Genomic DNA, 16012 nt, shown 5'->3' on the forward strand with positions numbered 1-16012 from the left:
TGGCGCGGTGAAAATGAAATTGAATGCGCCTGGCGTGGGTGACAGACTGGGGTCTGAACAAGGCGCAATCATACGTGCCACCCGATCCCCGGAAAAGGGACAGATCGGGGTTTTTCAGCTGCCGAGGTAACCCGATGACCAAGTTCACCAAGACCGAGGAAGAATGGAAGGCGATGCTCGACCCCGAGCAATACAACGTCTGCCGCCTCAAGGCCACCGAACGCCCGTTCACGGGCAAGTACAACAGCACCAAGACCGATGGCGTGTACCATTGCGTGTGCTGTAATGCCGCACTGTTCGATTCGACCACCAAGTTCGATTCCGGTTGCGGCTGGCCGAGCTTCTACGCGCCGATCGAAGACAGTGCGATGATCGAGATCCGTGACACCAGCCACGGCATGATCCGCACCGAAGTCACCTGCGCGACCTGCGACGCCCACCTGGGCCATGTGTTCCCCGACGGCCCGCCGCCGACCGGCCTGCGCTACTGCATCAACTCGGTGTGCCTGGACCTGGTACCCCGCGAGTAACAATTCCCGTAGCAGCGGCCCCAGGCCGCGTCCCAGGCGCCGCGCACCCTCGGCCAGGACGCGGCCTTCGGCGGATGGCCGCCCCGCCGATGCTACGGGAGTTTATTTGAATTGTGTGCAATTGAATTGCACGCTATGGTTATCCTTCCACCCACGGAGGACCTGCCATGAGCGACGCCCTGCTGAACATTCCTTGCGCCACCATCACCGGTGAGCAGAAAACCCTGGCCGATTTCGCCGGCAAGGCCATCCTGGTGGTCAACACCGCCAGCAAGTGCGGCTTCACCCCGCAATACAAGGGGCTGGAGCAGCTGTGGCAGGACTACAAGGACCAGGGCCTGGTGGTGCTGGGCTTTCCCTGCAACCAGTTCGGCAAGCAGGAGCCTGGCAGTGAAGACCAGATCTCGCAGTTCTGCGAGCTGAACTTCGGCGTTACCTTTCCTTTATTCAAGAAGATCGACGTCAATGGCGCCCACGCCCACCCGCTGTTCGTACAGCTGAAAAAGCGCGCGCCGGGCCTGCTGGGGTCCCAGGGCATCAAGTGGAACTTCACCAAGTTCCTGATTGGCAAGGACGGCAAGCTGGTCAAGCGCTTCGGCCCCACCACCAAGCCCCAGGAGCTGGACGGCGAGATCCAAGCGCTGCTGAAATGACCGGCCTGCTGCTGGACGACCAGTTGTGTTTCAAGCTGTATGCCGCCTCCCGCGCCGTGACCCGTGGCTACAAGCCGATGCTCGACGCCCTGGGCCTCACCTACCCGCAGTACCTGGCCATGCTGGTGCTGTGGGAGTGGCACGCCAGCGCGCCGGAACAGCCCACGGTGAAGGCTTTGGGCGAGCGGCTGATGCTGGATTCAGGCACCCTCACGCCGTTGCTCAAGCGCATCGAACAGCTGGGCCTGGTAGTGCGCCGGCGTGCCGTGCACGACGAACGTGAAGTGCACCTGGGCCTGACCGATCAGGGCTTGGCGCTGCGCGACCAGGCCGCTGCATTGCGCGAGCGGCTGATTTGCGCCAGTGGGCTGGACCTCAACCAGCTGCAGCCCTTGCAGCAGGGGCTGGAGCACCTGCTGGCGCAGCTCACGGCGCGAGGTTGAGTGGGATCCAGTGGTCGATCAGGGTGATCAGCTCTTCGCGACGGAACGGCTTGGCCAGGTAATCGCTCATGCCCGCCGCACGGCAGCGCTCGCGCTCCTCGGGCATGGCGTTGGCGGTCAGCGCCACGATGGGTAGCTGCGGCCAGCGCCCGCTCTGGCGGATGCGCCGGCTGGCCTCGTAGCCGTCCATTACCGGCATGTTGCAGTCCATCAGCACCAGGTCGTATTCCTTGTCTTCCAGTGCCGCCAGGGCCTCGCCACCGTGGGCGGCCACCGTCACCTCGCAGCCCAGCTTGCTGAGCATGCCCTTGGCCACCAGCTGGTTCACCGGGTTGTCCTCCACCAGCAGGATGCGCGCGCGGCGGGGCAGCGCCTCGCCGCGCTCCAGCGCCAGTTGCTGGCTGGGCTCGTCACCCAGCAGGGTGCGCCGCAGGGTCTGGTACAGGGCGTTGCGCGCCAGTGGCCGGGCCTGTTGTTGCAGCGGGCTGAGGGCCGTGGCCTGTTCGCTGGGCAGGAAGTTGCCGTAGGCGGTCACCAGCAGGATCGGCGCGGTAATGGCCGGGCGCAGGCCGAACAGGCAGTCCAGGCAGTCGGTAATCAGCAGGTCGGGGTTCAGGCCTTCCAGCGGCGCGTCGGTGCTCAGCCGCTGGTAGTCCAGGCCCCAACCAGGCAGCAGGCTTTGCAGCAGCTCGGCGAGGCCGCTGCTGGCCGGGCTGATGGCAATGACCTTGCCCTTCAATAAAGGCGGGGCGACGGCCGGCGTATGGGTCAGCAGTGGCAGGTCGGCGCTGAAGCGACTGCCGAAACCGGCCTCGGAGCTGATGCTCAGGCGCCCCTGCATGGCCTCGCACAGGTTGTTGGTGAGTGCCAGGCCCAGGCCGGTGCCGCCATATTGGCGGGTGATGCCGGCGCCGGCCTGGGTAAACGGCTGGAAGATCTTGACCTGGGCTTCCTGGGGAATGCCGATGCCGGTGTCGCACACCTCGATGCTGACGCCACCGGGGTAGGTGCTCAGGCGCACATCCACGCGGCCGAAGCGGGTGAACTTCAGGGCGTTGGACAGCAGGTTGCTGACGATCTGTCGCACCCGGGTGGGGTCGCCCAGCACCATGGCGGGGAACCGGGGGTCGATCAGGCAGGCCAGCTCGACGCTGGGCGCAGCGTTCTGCGACAGCAGGTTGGCGGTGTCTTCCACCAGCGCGCCGAGGTCGAAGGGAATGCGTTCCAGCTCCAGTTGGCCTGCGTCGAATTTCGACAGGTCGAGAATGTCGTTCAACAGTTCCACCAGCACCTTGCCCGAGTCATGGGCGATGGACAGCTGCTGGCGCTGCTCGGCGTTCAGCGGGCTGTCCAGCGACAGCGCGATCATGCCCAGCAGGCCGTTGAGCGGGGTGCGGATCTCATGGCTCATGTTGGCCAGGAACGCCGCCCGGGCCTGGGCCATTTCCATGGCCGTGCGCCGGGCGTTCTCCAGCTCTTCGTTGGACAGGCTCAGGCGGATGTTGCTGGCCTTGAGCTCGGTGGTGCGCGCCGAAACGATGTTCTCCAGCTCGGCCAGGTAGTCGGTAAGGCGGTTTTCGGCCGTGCGCCGTTGCTGGATCTCGGTGCTCATACTGACGAACTGCTGGTTGGCCGCACGCACCAGCACGCCGATTTCATCGTTCTCGTGGCCAGGCGGGTAGTCGAGCTTGGTAGGCTTGGCCGCGTGGGGGTTGGAGTTGCTCAGGGCGCTGATCACCCGCACCAGCGGCTTGGTCAGCATGGTGTAGAACAACGCCAGCATGATGGCCGCCAGCAGCAGGCTGCGCAGGAAGCCGGAGAACAGGGTGATCTCGGCGCGGCGCAGGAAGCGCGTGCCGAAGGCCAGGGTGTCGACGTCCAGGTGCAGGGTGCCCAGGCGCTCGGTGGGCATGTGGCTGAGGAACAGCGCGTCGTCGTAGGTACGGCGCTCGCCGAACAGGAAGTCGCTGACGAAGCGGTAGCGGCTTTCCAGGCGCGGCCGGCTGACGTTGGCCAGCACGGTATTGTTGTTGTCGGACAGGCGTGCGCCGACAATGGATTCGGAATGCAGCAGCCCTGCGGCCAGTTCCTTGGCCAGCTCGGCGTCGATGTTGTAGGCGATGCGTGAAGCGGGGTTGTGGCTGATCTCGAGCAGCGAGACCATTTCGCGGTTGATGGCCGCGTCGACGTTGGCATAATCGATGCCGATCTGCACAATGCTCAGCAATGTCCCGATAATGAAACCGACCACTACTGTCAGTCGAGCCTGCTTGTATGACAGTCTGTGGGTGAACTTTATATCCATATATACCGGGCCAAGGGTTCGTTCCGTGCGCGCTGGGCAAGCATAGCTGATGTCGTGTCCTTATCGGCGCTGTGATTTCAGTATATCGACAGCGTCCGCGCGCGTTTTACTGTGAAAATGTGCAAAGGAGAAGTCATGGATTCGCGTCTGGAGGCATTCCTGCAACGCGCCGAATCGGTGCTGGCGCGTTTGGAGCCGTTGTTGCCCGCCGTGCGCCCGGCGCTCGACTGGGAACAATGCCTGGCCGCGCGCTGGCAGCGCGACGGCCGCACGGGCTATTTGCTGCCGTTGCAGGTCAGCCTGAGCACGCGGCTCACCGACCTGATCGGCGTGGACCGCCAGCGCGACCAGCTGGGTGGCAATACCCGCCAGTTCCTCCAGGGCTTGCCGGCCAACCACGCCTTACTGTGGGGCTCGCGGGGCACCGGCAAGTCGTCGCTGGTGCGCGCGCTGCTGGCTGAGTACGCGGGGCAGGGGCTGCGGCTGATCGAAATCGAGCGCGACCATTTGGCCGACCTGCCGCGCGTGGTGGAGCAACTGGCGGGCCTGCCCCAGCGCTTCGTGCTGTTCTGCGACGATTTGTCATTCGAGGCGGGGGAGGGTGATTACCGTATCCTCAAGAGCGTGCTCGACGGTTCACTGGAGTCGGCACCGGACAACGTGCTGCTGTACGCTACCTCCAACCGCCGGCACCTGGTGCCGGAGAAGGAGAGCGACAACGCCCACTGGCAAAACGTCGATGGCGAGATCCACCCCAGCGAGGCGGTGGAAGACAAGATCGCCCTGTCGGACCGGTTTGGCCTGTGGTTGTCGTTCTACCCGTTCAGCCAGGAGCATTATCTCAACGTGGTCGAGCACTGGATCGGCGAATTCGCCCGCCAGGCCGGCCTGCAGTGGCAGCGCACCGCGGAGCTGGACATCCTGGCGGCACGCTGGGCCACCGGCCGTGGCAACCGCAATGGCCGCTGCGCCTATCAATTTGCCCGTTACTGGGTAGGTCTCACATTACTGGAGCAACCGCAATGATCGATTTGAACAGCACCGGCCAGGGCCTCGAAGGCTACGCGATGCTGACCGCGCAACTGGAATCGCTGCTCGCCGACGAGCGCGACTTCATTGCCAACGCCTCGCAGTTCTCGGCGTTCCTCTACAACTATGTGGACGACCTGAACTGGGCCGGCTTCTATATCAACCGCAATGAAGAGCTGGTGCTGGGGCCGTTCCAGGGCCAGGTGGCCTGCGTGCGCATTCCGTTCAGCAAGGGGGTGTGCGGCGCCGCGGCGGCCACCCGCCAGACCCAGCGCGTGGAAGACGTGCACGCGTTCCCCGGCCATATCGCCTGCGACAGTGCCTCGAACAGTGAGCTGGTGATTCCGCTGGTGAAGGATGGCCGCCTGATTGGCGTGCTGGACCTGGACAGCCCCAAGCTGGCGCGCTTCAGCGAAGCGGACCAGGCGGGGATGGAAAAGATGGTGGAGATTTTCCTGCGTTCCACCGATTGCTGATATTTCATTGCCCCCATCGCGACCAAGGTCGGCTCCTGCGTGGTAGGAGCCGACCTTGGTCGCGATGGGGTGATGCCGATCAATCGTAGATAACTTTCTTCTTCCACTCGGGCTCGACTTCCTTCAGCCCCTCGGTCAATTCGTTGTGGTCGTCTTCGCTCGGTGCGGTGCTGTCCAGCACCAGGGCGTTGGCCCGCGCCAGCAACTTCTCCATGTACTTGAGCTGTTCCTGGTAAACCGCGGGCTCCGGCTGCTTGCGCAGGTATTGGGCGCCGCGCTCGAACGCCAGGCGCGCCTGGCCCGGTTGTTCGGCCTGCAGCGCCGCCTGCCCCAGGTTGTTGAAGAACTCGATGTGCAGCAGCACCAATATATGACGAATCTCGCGGATCCAGTGCTTGGCCTCGTTGGCCGGCAGGAAGCCGTCCTGGGCCGCGCGGGTCACCTGGGCGTGCAGGGCTTCGAGCAGGAAACGCACGTCCTTGGCCTTGACCTCGGTCTGGATAGGGATAGGTGCATTCTTTACAGCAATGCCTTCGCCCTTGGCGATTTCCGCTTCCAGTTCCACCAGGCGCGCCTTGATGGCGGCGTTGCCCTTGTCCTGGGCCAGGATGCGTTGGTTGAGGTTGAGTTCCAGGCGGGTCAGCAGCAGCTTCAATGCCGGTGTCATGAATTGCCCGGGGAAGGTCTCGGTGATCTCGCCACAGCGGCGCAAGCGGTCGGCCAGCTCATGCTTGAGCTTGGTCTTCTCCAGCTTGTTGGTCTCCACCACGTTATTGAGATAACCGATGGCGATCAATGCAACGATCCCCGCTACTATAATCAGGGTGATCATGAGTGGTGTCACCGTGTAAGCCTCGTCAGATTGTCGTCCATTTGAGTGTAGTGGCTAAGCCACGGCCCGGATAGAGGCTATCGCCTGAAGGCCGCCACGCCGGGCCGGCGAACGCCGCTCCCGGTCAGGCTATCGGCAGGGAAGTCATTGATTTAAATAAATTTATCATTGGGGGTTGACGACTTCCCAAACCACCCCTAGAATGCGCGCCACTTGCAGCGTAAAGCACACAGCGAAACGCAGCAGGGAGTGAATGTTGTAGTGTGTCCCCTTCGTCTAGTGGCCTAGGACACCGCCCTTTCACGGCGGTAACAGGGGTTCGAGTCCCCTAGGGGACGCCAATGCGGGAATAGCTCAGTTGGTAGAGCACGACCTTGCCAAGGTCGGGGTCGCGAGTTCGAGTCTCGTTTCCCGCTCCATTTTTAAACAGCTTCGCTTTCGGGCGGGGTTGAGTGAAACCAGAACCAAGCCTCAGGGTGCGGATCTGGGCACCGAAACACACACCATGTGTTCCGGGCAGCGTGTCCCCTTCGTCTAGTGGCCTAGGACACCGCCCTTTCACGGCGGTAACAGGGGTTCGAGTCCCCTAGGGGACGCCATTTGCGGGAATAGCTCAGTTGGTAGAGCACGACCTTGCCAAGGTCGGGGTCGCGAGTTCGAGTCTCGTTTCCCGCTCCATATTCATCAAGAACGCCGCTCATTGAGCGGCGTTTTTGTTTGTGCGAAAAAATAGTCATTGTTATGGGCGGACCGTAGCCGCTGCCGAAGGCTGCGTCCCGGACGCGTCAGGTTCACCGTCCGCGCCCGAGACGCAGCCTTCGGCAGCTGCTACGGGGGCCTTTAACCGGCTATTTCGCTAACCCTGTGAAAAAAAACGATTTTTTTGAAAAAAGTGCTTGCCAAGATCTTCAAATAGCTTCAAAATCTGCCCCATCGAAACGCTGATGAACATCAACGGTTCGGACAAGATGGCTGATACACGAAGTTGTCTTCTGCGGGAATAGCTCAGTTGGTAGAGCACGACCTTGCCAAGGTCGGGGTCGCGAGTTCGAGTCTCGTTTCCCGCTCCAAATTAAATCAAGAACGCCGCTCACTGAGCGGCGTTTTTGTTTGCCTCGAGAAAATATCGCCATCGCAGGCAAAAAAAAGCCGCTCATCGAGCGGCTTTTTCGTGAGCGGTGGCAATCAGTGCTTGCTGCTGTCCTGCAGCGACAGGGCCAGCAATTGCTTCTCCTGGTTCCAGTCGAACGGTTCCTCGTTCTCCTCCGCTTCGAAGCGGCGCTCTTCCAGGGCCTGGTACAGGTCGATCTCTTCGTCGGGCATGTAGTGCAGGCAGTCGCCGCCGAAGAACCACAGCAGGTCGCGGGGGATCAGGTGGGCGATCTGCGGGTAGCGCTGGATGATCTGGCACATCAGGTCCTGGCCCAGGTAGGCGCTGGCGACCGGGTCGATAGGCAGTTCCATGCGCAGTTCGTCGTAGCGCTCCAGGAACAGGGCGTGGCTTTCGTCGGGTACCTGTTCGGCTTCACCCAGGGCGACCAGGATGCCGCGCAGGTGATCGAGCAGCACAAGCTGGTGGTCGATGTAGGGGGTGGCCATGTTGAAGGTCCTCTTGGGTAAAACGGGCGCGGGAGTATACGCGCCCGGGAGGAGGTGTGTCATCGAACCAGGCCGTCGCCCGGCTTGAGTTGCGCCTTGTCGAAATCGTCCACGTCGATGACCTTGCGCCGCGCGACTTCGGCCTGGCGCAGGGTCTCGGCTTCGCCTGCCTGCAGCACGCCGGCCTGCAGGGCCGCGTCTATCAGGGTTTCTTCCGGGGCAGGGGTGAACTGGCCGGCCTTGTAGGCGGTGTGCAGTTTTTTCTGCAAGGGGCGGCTGGCGGCCAGCAGGTCGCAGGCCGTTTGCAGCGCGGCCACCGGGTCGCCCTCGGCGGTGGGGCGGTAGCAACCCGCTAGCAGTTCTTCCAGCGCCGGGTCACCCTTGGCGCGGCCGATCACTTCGGCCACTTCGGCGTCCAGGCGGTCGGAAGGCCCGGTGTGGCGGCGGCCGAACGGGAACACCACCACGCGCAGCAGGCAGCCCAGAATACGGCTGGGGAAATTCTTCAGCAGCTCATCCAGCGCCCGCTCGGCCTGGCCCAGGCTTTCTTCCATGGCCCAGTGCAACAGTGGTTGCAGGTATTCCGGCGAGCCTTGGTCGTGGTAGCGCTTGAGCGCCGCCGAGCCCAGGTAGAGATTGCTGAGCACGTCGCCCAGGCGCGCCGACAGGCGTTCCCGGCGTTTGAGCTCGCCGCCCAGCAGCATCATGCTCAGGTCGGCCAGCAGGGCAAAGGCGGCGGCCTGGCGGTTCAGTGCGCGGAAATAGCCCTGGCTGATGGCGTCGCCGGGGGCGTGCTCGAAATGCCCCAGGCCCAGGTTGAGCACCCAGGTGCTGGCCGCGTTGCCGATGGCGAAGCCGATGTGCTTGAGCAGCAGGGCGTCGAACTCCACCAGTGCCTGGGCCTTGTCTTCGCGGGCGGCCAGGGCCATTTCCTTGAGGACGAAGGGGTGGCAGCGAATGGCGCCCTGGCCGAAGATCATCAGGTTGCGCGAAAGGATGTTGGCGCCTTCCACGGTGATGAAGATGGGCGCCCCTTGCCAGTTGCGGCCCAGGTAGTTGTTGGGCCCCATGATGATGCCCTTGCCGCCGTGCACGTCCATGGCGTGGCTGATGCATTCGCGGCCACGCTCGGTGAGGTGGTACTTGAGGATCGCCGACAATACCGAAGGTTTTTCCCCAAGATCCACGGCGTTCGCCGTCAGCATGCGCGCCGCGTCCATCAGCCAGGCGTTGCCGCCGATGCGCGCCATGGCAGCCTGGATACCCTCGAAAGCAGACAGCGGCACGTTGAACTGTTCGCGCACCTGGGTGTACTGGCCCGTGACCAGGCTGGTGTATTTGGCCGCACCGGTGCCCACTGCCGGCAGTGAGATGGAGCGGCCCACCGATAGGCAGTTCATCAGCATCATCCAGCCCTTGCCGAGCATGGCCTGGCCGCCGATCAGGTAGTCCAGCGGCACGAACACGTCCTTGCCGGCGTTGGGGCCGTTCATGAAGGCGGCGCCCAGGGGCAGGTGGCGGCGGCCGATGGTGACGCCGGGCGTGTCGGTGGGAATCAGCGCCAGGGTGATGCCCAGGTCCGTCTCTTCACCCAGCAGGTGGTCGGGGTCGTGGGCCTTGAAGGCCAGGCCCAGCAGGGTCGCGACCGGCCCCAACGTGATGTAGCGCTTTTCCCAGTTCAGGCGCAGGCCGATGACTTCCTCGCCCTGCCATTGCCCTTTGCAGATGACCCCGGTGTCAGGCATGGCGCCGGCGTCGGAGCCGGCCAGCGGGCCGGTGAGGGCGAAGCAGGGGATGTCGTCACCGCGGGCCAGGCGCGGCAGGTAATGGTTGCGTTGTTCGTCGGTGCCGTAGTGCAGCAGCAGCTCGGCCGGGCCCAGGGAGTTGGGGACCATGACCGTGGACGCCAGGTCGCCGCTGCGGGTGGCCAGTTTCATCGCCACCTGGGAGTGGGCGTAGGCGGAGAAGCCCTTGCCGCCGTACTCCTTGGGAATGATCAGGGCGAAGAAGCCGTGTTCCTTTATATGTGCCCAGGCTTCGGGCGGCAGGTCGAGGTCCTGGCCGATCTGCCAGTCGCTGACCATGGCACACAGCGCTTCGGTAGGGCCGTCGATGAAGGCCTGTTCCTCGGCGGTCAGCTGCGCCTTGGGGTAGCCCAGCAGGGTGTGCCAGTCGGGGCGACCGCTGAACAGCTGGCCATCCCACCACACGGTGCCGGCGTCGATGGCTTCGCGCTCGGTCTGCGACATGGGCGGCAGCGTGCGCTGGAACCAATTGAAAAGGGGGGCGGTGAACAGCTTGCGGCGCAGGTCGGGCAACAGCAGGGGCAGGGCGCTGGCAATGAGCAGCACCCAGAATATCGCCAGCAGCCAGCCCGGCGCGTGGCTGAACATGCCCATGGCCAGCAGGTATACGGCAATAATGCCCAGGGCAGGCAGGGGCGCCACGCGCCGATGGAACAGCCAGGCCTTGCCGACGACCAGTACCACGATCCACAACAACAGCATATTCAGTCCTCCATGATGACGGGGCGGCGCACTGAGGAAGCGTAGACCGCTTGCCAGACTAGTGACCCCCGCATTGCCGGGGAGTTCGTTGCCAGCTGTTGCCGCCACGGGGTGGAAAAAATCATGGGGGGCGCTCGCCGACCGGTAGTAGACTCCTCGGACTATTCAGCCGGGAGACACAGAATGCTCAAGGTGTGGGGACGCAAGAACTCGTCCAACGTGCGCAAGGTGCTGTGGTGCGCAGAAGAATTGCAGCTGCCGTACCAGGCCATCGATGCCGGTGGCGCGTTTGGCCTGGTCAACGAGGCGGAGTACCGCAGCAAGAACCCCAATGGCCGGGTGCCGATGATCGAGGATGGCGAGCTGGTGCTGTGGGAGTCCAACGCCATTGTTCGCTACCTGTGCGCGCAGTATGGCGGTGAATCGACGTGGTTCAACGCCGATCCCGCCGCGCGCGCCAGCGCCGACAAGTGGATGGACTGGACCACCTCGACCCTGGCCGACCCCTTCAAGCCGCTGTTCTGGGGCGTGCTGCGCACCCCTGCCGAGCAGCAGGACTGGGTGCAGATCAACGCCGCGTTCAAGGCCGTGGTCGAGGTGCTGGCCGTGGCGAACGAGGCGCTGGCGCAGCAGCCCTACCTGTCGGGCAGCGAAGTGGGCATGGGCGACATACCCCTGGGCTGCTTCATCTATGCCTGGTTCGAGATGCCCATCGAACGGCCGCCCATGCCGCACCTGGAAGCCTGGTACGAGCGCCTGCAACAGCGCCCGGCCTATCGCAAGGCGGTCATGACCGCGTTGACCTGATAAGTATTATCGATGTTGATCACTGTACATGTGCGCCGCGTGCTAGCACCATTGGTCATGCCCGCCGCACCTTGTGACGGTGATCGGCGTCTTTATTAAGGTTTATCGACCCTTCCTTTCTTTTTTCGGTGCATGGTTCAACTATGAGTTCTGCTCTGTCCATCCGGCAGCTGACCAAGACCTACGGCAACGGTTTCCAGGCCCTCAAGGGCATTGACCTGGACGTGGCTGAAGGCGACTTCTTCGCCTTGCTGGGCCCCAACGGCGCTGGCAAGTCCACCACCATCGGCATTCTCTCTACCCTGGTGAACAAGACCAGCGGCACGGTGAATATCTTCGGCCACGACCTGGACCGCGACCCGGCGGCGCTCAAGCGCAGCATCGGCGTGGTGCCCCAGGAGTTCAACTTCAACCAGTTCGAGAAGACCTTCGACATCGTCGTGACCCAGGCGGGCTACTACGGCATCCCGCCGCGCATCGCCAAGGAACGCTCGGAGCAGTACCTGACCCAGCTGGGCCTGTGGGACAAGCGCGACGTGCCTTCACGGTCGCTGTCGGGCGGCATGAAGCGCCGGCTGATGATCGCCCGCGCACTCATCCACAACCCACGCCTGCTGATTCTCGACGAACCCACCGCGGGCGTGGACATCGAGCTGCGCCGGTCGATGTGGAGCTTCCTCACCGAACTGAACCAGCAGGGCACCACCATCATCCTCACCACGCATTACCTGGAAGAGGCCGAACAGCTGTGCCGCAACATCGGCATCATCGACCACGGCACCATCGTCGAGAACACCAGCATGCGCAACCTGCTGGGCAAGCTGCACGTGGAGACCTTCCTGCTGGACCTCAAGGCCGACCTGGCCGAGGCGCCCGTGCTCGAGGGTTACCCTTGCCGGTTGATTGACCCGCACACCCTGGAGGTGCAGGTGGACAAGGAAGTGGGCATTACCGCGCTGTTCGGCCAACTGGCCTTGAAACACATCGAGGTGCTGAGCCTGCGCAACAAAACCAACCGGCTGGAGGAGCTGTTCGTGTCCCTGGTTGAGAAAAACCTGGCGAAGGTGGCCGTATGAGTTTCGAAGTCAAAGCCAACTGGGTCGCGCTGAACACCATCGTCTACCGCGAGGTGCGCCGTTTCATGCGCATCTGGCCGCAGACCCTGCTGCCCCCGGCCATCACCATGGTCCTGTATTTCGTGATCTTCGGTAACCTGATCGGCCGACAGATCGGCGGCATGGGTGGCTTCACCTACATGGAGTACATCGTGCCGGGGCTGATCATGATGTCGGTGATCACCAACTCCTATGGCAACGTGGTGTCGAGCTTCTTCGGCAGCAAGTTCCAGCGCTCCATCGAGGAACTGATGGTGTCGCCGGTGTCGCCGCACATCATTTTGACCGGCTACGTGATCGGTGGCGTGCTGCGCGGGTTGATGGTGGGCATCATCGTCACCCTGCTGTCGCTGTTCTTCACCCACCTGCAGGTGCACCACCTGGGTATCACCCTGCTGGTGGTGATCCTGACCGCGACGATTTTCTCGCTGCTGGGCTTCATCAACGCGGTGTTTGCGCGCAACTTCGATGATATTTCCATCATCCCGACCTTCGTGCTGACGCCGCTGACCTACCTGGGCGGGGTGTTCTATTCCATTACCCTGCTGCCGCCGTTCTGGCAGACCGTGTCGCTGGTGAACCCGGTGCTGCACATGGTCAACGCCTTCCGCTACGGCATCCTGGGTGTGTCGGACATCCGCATCAGCATCGCGGTGGCGTTCATGCTGGTGGCCACGGTGGTGCTGTACATCGGTTGCGCACGCTTGCTGGTGAGCGGCCGCGGCATGCGCAGTTAAGCACCGCTCCCGTAGCAGCGGCCAAAGGCCGCGTCCCCCGGCGCCGCGCATCCTCTGGCGCCGCGCCGACCCCGGACGCCGCCTGCGGCAGCTGCTACGGGGTGGTGTGGCGGCGGCGCCATTGGCGGGCCACCCACCAGCGCCAGTAGCCCTGGGTGGCCACGTATCCTAGGGCGCCCATCACCAGCCCCGTCACCACCGACCCGAGCACGAACGGCTGCCACAAGGTGGCCAGCTGGCTGCTCACCCATTCCCAGCTCAGGTCGTCCGGCAGGCTGCGCGGCGGGGTGCCCATCAGCCACGTCCCCACCTGGTAGGTGACGAAGAACACCGGCGCCATGGTCAGCGGGTTGGTCAGCCATACCAGGCTCACCGCAATGGCCAGGTTGCCACGCACCAGCGCCGCCAGCGCGGCCGCCACCAGCATCTGCAAGGGAATGGGCAGGAAAGCGGCGAACAGCCCCACCGCCATGGCCCGGGACACCCCCCGGCGGTTCAGGTGCCACAGGTTCGGGTCATGCAACAGGCGCCCGAGAAAGCGTAGCGACTTGTTGCCGCGCAAGCGCTCGGGGTCGGGCATGTAGCGTTTGAACAGGCGGCGTGGCATCCAGGTTCTCGCGGCGCGGGCAGGGAGGGTGGCCCTCAGTATGCCCGGCTTTGCTGACAGCTCCGTTCAGACTTTGTGACAAATATTGAGCAGCGCTTCCCCGGGTTTGCGCGGATGCTGGTCGCCCTGCTGCTCAAGGATGAGTGTATGCGTACTGCGATGCTGGCACTGGCCACGGGCCTGGTGGCGCTGCGTTTTCTCCCGGTGCTGCCAGGCACCCCGCTGTTGCTGGGGCTCGTGGCGCTGGGCATGGCGCTGTGCTGGTGGCGTTGGGCGCGCCTGGGGCTGCTGGTGCTGGGCCTGGCCTGGGCGGCCTGGCAAGGGCAGCGTGCGCTGGATGACCGTCTGTCGCTCGCCCTGGATGGCCAGACCCTGTGGCTGGAGGGGCGAGTCAGCGGGCTGCCGGACAACCAGGGCGCCTCCGTGCGTTTCGAGGTGAGCGACCCGCAGGCGCGGCGCCATGCCCTGCCAGCCACGGTGCGCCTGTCGTGGTTCAACGGGCCGGTGGTCAATGCCGGTGAGCGCTGGCGCCTGGCGGTGACGTTGAAGCGGCCGCGGGGGCTGGTGAACCCGGCGGGCCTGGATGCCGAAGCCTGGATGCTGGCCCGGCGCATCGGCGCCACCGGCAGCGTCAAGGACGGCCAGCTGCAGGCCCCGGCGCAAGGAGCCTGGCGCGACGGCCTGCGCCAACGCCTGCTGGCGGTGGATGCCCAGGGCTACCAGGGCGTGCTGGTGGCGCTGGTGATGGGCGACGGTTCGGCCATCAGTCGCGAGCAATGGAACGTGCTGCAAGCCACTGGCACCGTGCACCTGCTGGTGATTTCCGGCACGCACATCGGCCTGCTGGCCGGCCTGGTCTACGGCCTCGTGGCAGCGCTGGCGCGTTTCGGGCTGTGGCCGCGGGCGCTGCCCTGGCTGCCCTGGGCGTGTGGCCTGGCCTTCGCCGCGGCGCTGGGCTACGGGCTGCTGGCCGGGTTCCAGGTGCCGGTGCGACGGGCGTGCATCATGCTCGGGCTGGTGCTGTTGTGGCGCCTGCGCTTCCGCCATCTGGGGGTGTGGCTGCCGCTGCTGGTGGCGTTGAACGCGGTGTTGCTGAGCGACCCACTGGTGAGCCTGCTGCCTGGGTTCTGGCTGTCGTTCGCGGCGGTGGCGGTGTTGATGCTGGTGTTTTCCGGCAGGCTGGGTGCCTGGCCGTGGTGGCGCGCCTGGACCCGCGCGCAATGGCTGATGGCCGTGGGTTTGCTGCCGGCGATGCTGGCGCTGGGGTTGCCCGTGAGCCTCGGCGGCCCGCTGGCCAATCTGCTGGCGGTGCCGTGGGTGAGCCTGGCGGTGTTGCCCACGGCGCTGCTGGGCGCCCTGTTGCTGCCGCTGCCGTGGGTGGGCGAAGGGCTGCTGTGGCTGGCGGGCGGCCTGCTGGCCGTGTTGTTCGACGCCCTGGGCTGGTTGGCGGCGCGGGTGCCGGCGTGGCTGCCGCCGGCGTTGCCCCTGGGCGCGTGGCTGCTGGTGCTGGCCGGCACGTTGCTGCTGTTGCTGCCAGCTGGCATGCCCTTGCGTCCGCTGGGCTGGCCGCTGGTGCTGCTGGCGGCGCTGCCGCCCCAGGCGTCAGTGCCCCATGGCCAGGCCCAGGTGACCCAGCTGGACGTGGGGCAAGGCCTGGCGGTGCTGGTGCGTACGCGCAATCACGCACTGTTGTACGACACCGGCCCGCGCACGCCGGGGCAGGATGCCGGTGAGCGGGTGGTGTTGCCCAACCTGCATGGCCTGGGCGTGCGGCGCCTGGACCTGATGCTGATCAGCCACGCGCACATGGACCACGCCGGTGGCGCCCCGGCGGTGATGCGCGGGGTGCCGGTGGCCGCAGTGTGGAGCGGCGAGGCTGGGCAATTGCCGGCGCAGCTGGGCGCGCAGCCCTGCGAGGCCGGGCACCAGTGGCAGTGGGATGGGGTGCAATTCACCGTGTGGCGCTGGGCGGCGGCGCGGGAGAGCAATCCGTCGTCCTGCGTGCTGCTGGTGGAGGCGAATGGCGAGAAGCTGCTGTTGGGTGGGGATATCGACGCCGCTGCCGAGCGTGCGTTGGTGGCCAGTGGCCTGGACCTGGCCGGGCACTGGTTGCAGTCGCCCCACCACGGCAGCCGCACCTCGTCATCGCAATTGCTGCTGACGGCCATGAAACCGCGCGGCGCGCTGATTTCCCGCGGCCATAACAACTCGTTCGGGCATCCGCACCCGCTGGTGGTCGAGCGTTACCGCGCCAACGGCATCGAAGTCCACGACAACGCCGTGCAGGGTGCGCTGCACCTGCGTCTGGGGCGCTTCGACGGGGTGCGTGGCGAGCGCGAGCGGCGGCGCTTCTGGCGTGACCCGACATGACG

General features: G+C 64.8%; 14 protein-coding genes and 5 tRNA genes. 14 read left to right on the forward strand and 5 right to left on the reverse strand.

What is annotated here, in order from left to right; genetic code table 11:
* The first annotated feature begins 134 nt into the window (after positions 1–134).
* The 3 genes from msrB to RAM80_RS25215 all read left to right on the forward strand — a co-directional run bounded on the left by msrB (position 135) and on the right by RAM80_RS25215 (position 1626).
* Positions 135–530, forward strand: a complete 396-nt coding sequence (gene msrB, locus RAM80_RS25205) for a peptide-methionine (R)-S-oxide reductase MsrB (RefSeq protein ID WP_416423118.1) — start codon at positions 135–137, stop codon at positions 528–530.
* Between the two features lie 167 nt (positions 531–697).
* The gene (locus tag RAM80_RS25210; protein WP_416423119.1) at positions 698–1183 is read left to right on the forward strand and encodes a glutathione peroxidase; all 486 of its coding nucleotides are present in this window, start codon (positions 698–700) and stop codon (positions 1181–1183) included.
* Positions 1180–1626 (forward strand): MarR family winged helix-turn-helix transcriptional regulator, encoded by a 447-nt coding sequence (locus RAM80_RS25215; protein ID WP_416423120.1) that lies wholly within the window; start codon positions 1180–1182, stop codon positions 1624–1626. The genes RAM80_RS25210 and RAM80_RS25215 overlap by 4 nt, the downstream gene beginning before the upstream one ends.
* Here RAM80_RS25215 and RAM80_RS25220 read toward each other — a convergent pair.
* Positions 1610–3931, reverse strand: coding sequence for a response regulator (locus RAM80_RS25220; protein WP_416423121.1), 2322 nt, complete (start codon positions 3929–3931; stop codon positions 1610–1612). The genes RAM80_RS25215 and RAM80_RS25220 overlap by 17 nt on opposite strands.
* Positions 3932–4066: 135 nt before the next feature.
* On the opposite strand from RAM80_RS25220, the gene RAM80_RS25225 reads away from it, so the two are divergent.
* Together RAM80_RS25225 and RAM80_RS25230 are read left to right on the forward strand one after the other, a co-directional pair.
* Positions 4067–4957, forward strand: a complete 891-nt coding sequence (locus RAM80_RS25225; protein ID WP_416423122.1) for an ATP-binding protein — start codon at positions 4067–4069, stop codon at positions 4955–4957.
* On the forward strand, positions 4954–5436 hold the full coding sequence (locus RAM80_RS25230; protein WP_416423123.1) for a GAF domain-containing protein: 483 nt from the start codon (positions 4954–4956) through the stop codon (positions 5434–5436). Before RAM80_RS25225 ends, RAM80_RS25230 begins: the two co-directional genes overlap by 4 nt.
* A gap of 79 nt (positions 5437–5515) precedes the next feature.
* Here RAM80_RS25230 and RAM80_RS25235 read toward each other — a convergent pair whose 3' ends face one another.
* A complete protein-coding gene (locus RAM80_RS25235; RefSeq protein WP_416423124.1) occupies positions 5516–6280 on the reverse strand; it encodes a hypothetical protein in 765 nt (254 codons plus the stop codon).
* 253 nt (positions 6281–6533) lie between these two features.
* Between RAM80_RS25235 and RAM80_RS25240 the strand changes: the two genes are divergently transcribed.
* The 5 genes from RAM80_RS25240 to RAM80_RS25260 all read left to right on the forward strand — a co-directional run bounded on the left by RAM80_RS25240 (position 6534) and on the right by RAM80_RS25260 (position 7338).
* Positions 6534–6609: transfer RNA gene (locus RAM80_RS25240), tRNA-Glu, on the forward strand.
* A 2-nt stretch (positions 6610–6611) separates the two neighbouring features.
* A tRNA-Gly gene (locus RAM80_RS25245) sits at positions 6612–6687 on the forward strand.
* A gap of 104 nt (positions 6688–6791) precedes the next feature.
* Positions 6792–6867: transfer RNA gene (locus RAM80_RS25250), tRNA-Glu, on the forward strand.
* Between the two features lie 3 nt (positions 6868–6870).
* A tRNA-Gly gene (locus RAM80_RS25255) sits at positions 6871–6946 on the forward strand.
* Positions 6947–7262: 316 nt separating this feature from the next.
* Positions 7263–7338: transfer RNA gene (locus RAM80_RS25260), tRNA-Gly, on the forward strand.
* 115 nt (positions 7339–7453) lie between these two features.
* Here the strand turns inward: RAM80_RS25260 and RAM80_RS25265 are convergent.
* A complete protein-coding gene (locus RAM80_RS25265) occupies positions 7454–7867 on the reverse strand; it encodes a PA2817 family protein (RefSeq protein ID WP_416423125.1) in 414 nt (137 codons plus the stop codon).
* Between the two features lie 59 nt (positions 7868–7926).
* Entirely contained in the window at positions 7927–10374 is a 2448-nt protein-coding gene (locus RAM80_RS25270) for an acyl-CoA dehydrogenase (RefSeq protein WP_416423126.1), read from the reverse strand.
* Between the two features lie 183 nt (positions 10375–10557).
* Here RAM80_RS25270 and RAM80_RS25275 point away from each other — a divergent pair, with 183 nt between their 5' ends.
* From RAM80_RS25275 to RAM80_RS25285, 3 genes are all read left to right on the forward strand, one after another.
* On the forward strand, positions 10558–11181 hold the full coding sequence (locus RAM80_RS25275; protein ID WP_416423127.1) for a glutathione S-transferase: 624 nt from the start codon (positions 10558–10560) through the stop codon (positions 11179–11181).
* A gap of 143 nt (positions 11182–11324) precedes the next feature.
* The gene (locus RAM80_RS25280) at positions 11325–12257 is read left to right on the forward strand and encodes an ABC transporter ATP-binding protein (RefSeq protein WP_416423128.1); all 933 of its coding nucleotides are present in this window, start codon (positions 11325–11327) and stop codon (positions 12255–12257) included.
* Positions 12254–13033 (forward strand): ABC transporter permease, encoded by a 780-nt coding sequence (locus tag RAM80_RS25285; protein ID WP_416423129.1) that lies wholly within the window; start codon positions 12254–12256, stop codon positions 13031–13033. The genes RAM80_RS25280 and RAM80_RS25285 overlap by 4 nt, the downstream gene beginning before the upstream one ends.
* A 94-nt stretch (positions 13034–13127) precedes the next feature.
* Here RAM80_RS25285 and RAM80_RS25290 read toward each other — a convergent pair whose 3' ends face one another.
* Complete coding sequence (locus RAM80_RS25290; protein ID WP_416423130.1) at positions 13128–13640, reverse strand: DUF2062 domain-containing protein; 513 nt, start codon at positions 13638–13640, stop codon at positions 13128–13130.
* Positions 13641–13787: 147 nt separating this feature from the next.
* Between RAM80_RS25290 and RAM80_RS25295 the strand changes: the two genes are divergently transcribed.
* Positions 13788–16010: a DNA internalization-related competence protein ComEC/Rec2 gene (locus RAM80_RS25295; RefSeq protein WP_416423131.1), complete on the forward strand. Its 2223-nt coding sequence runs from the start codon at positions 13788–13790 to the stop codon at positions 16008–16010.
* Positions 16011–16012 lie beyond the last annotated feature (2 nt).

It is taken from the genome of Pseudomonas sp. App30 (assembly GCF_047947025.1).
Taxonomy (GTDB): Bacteria; Pseudomonadota; Gammaproteobacteria; order Pseudomonadales; family Pseudomonadaceae; genus Aquipseudomonas.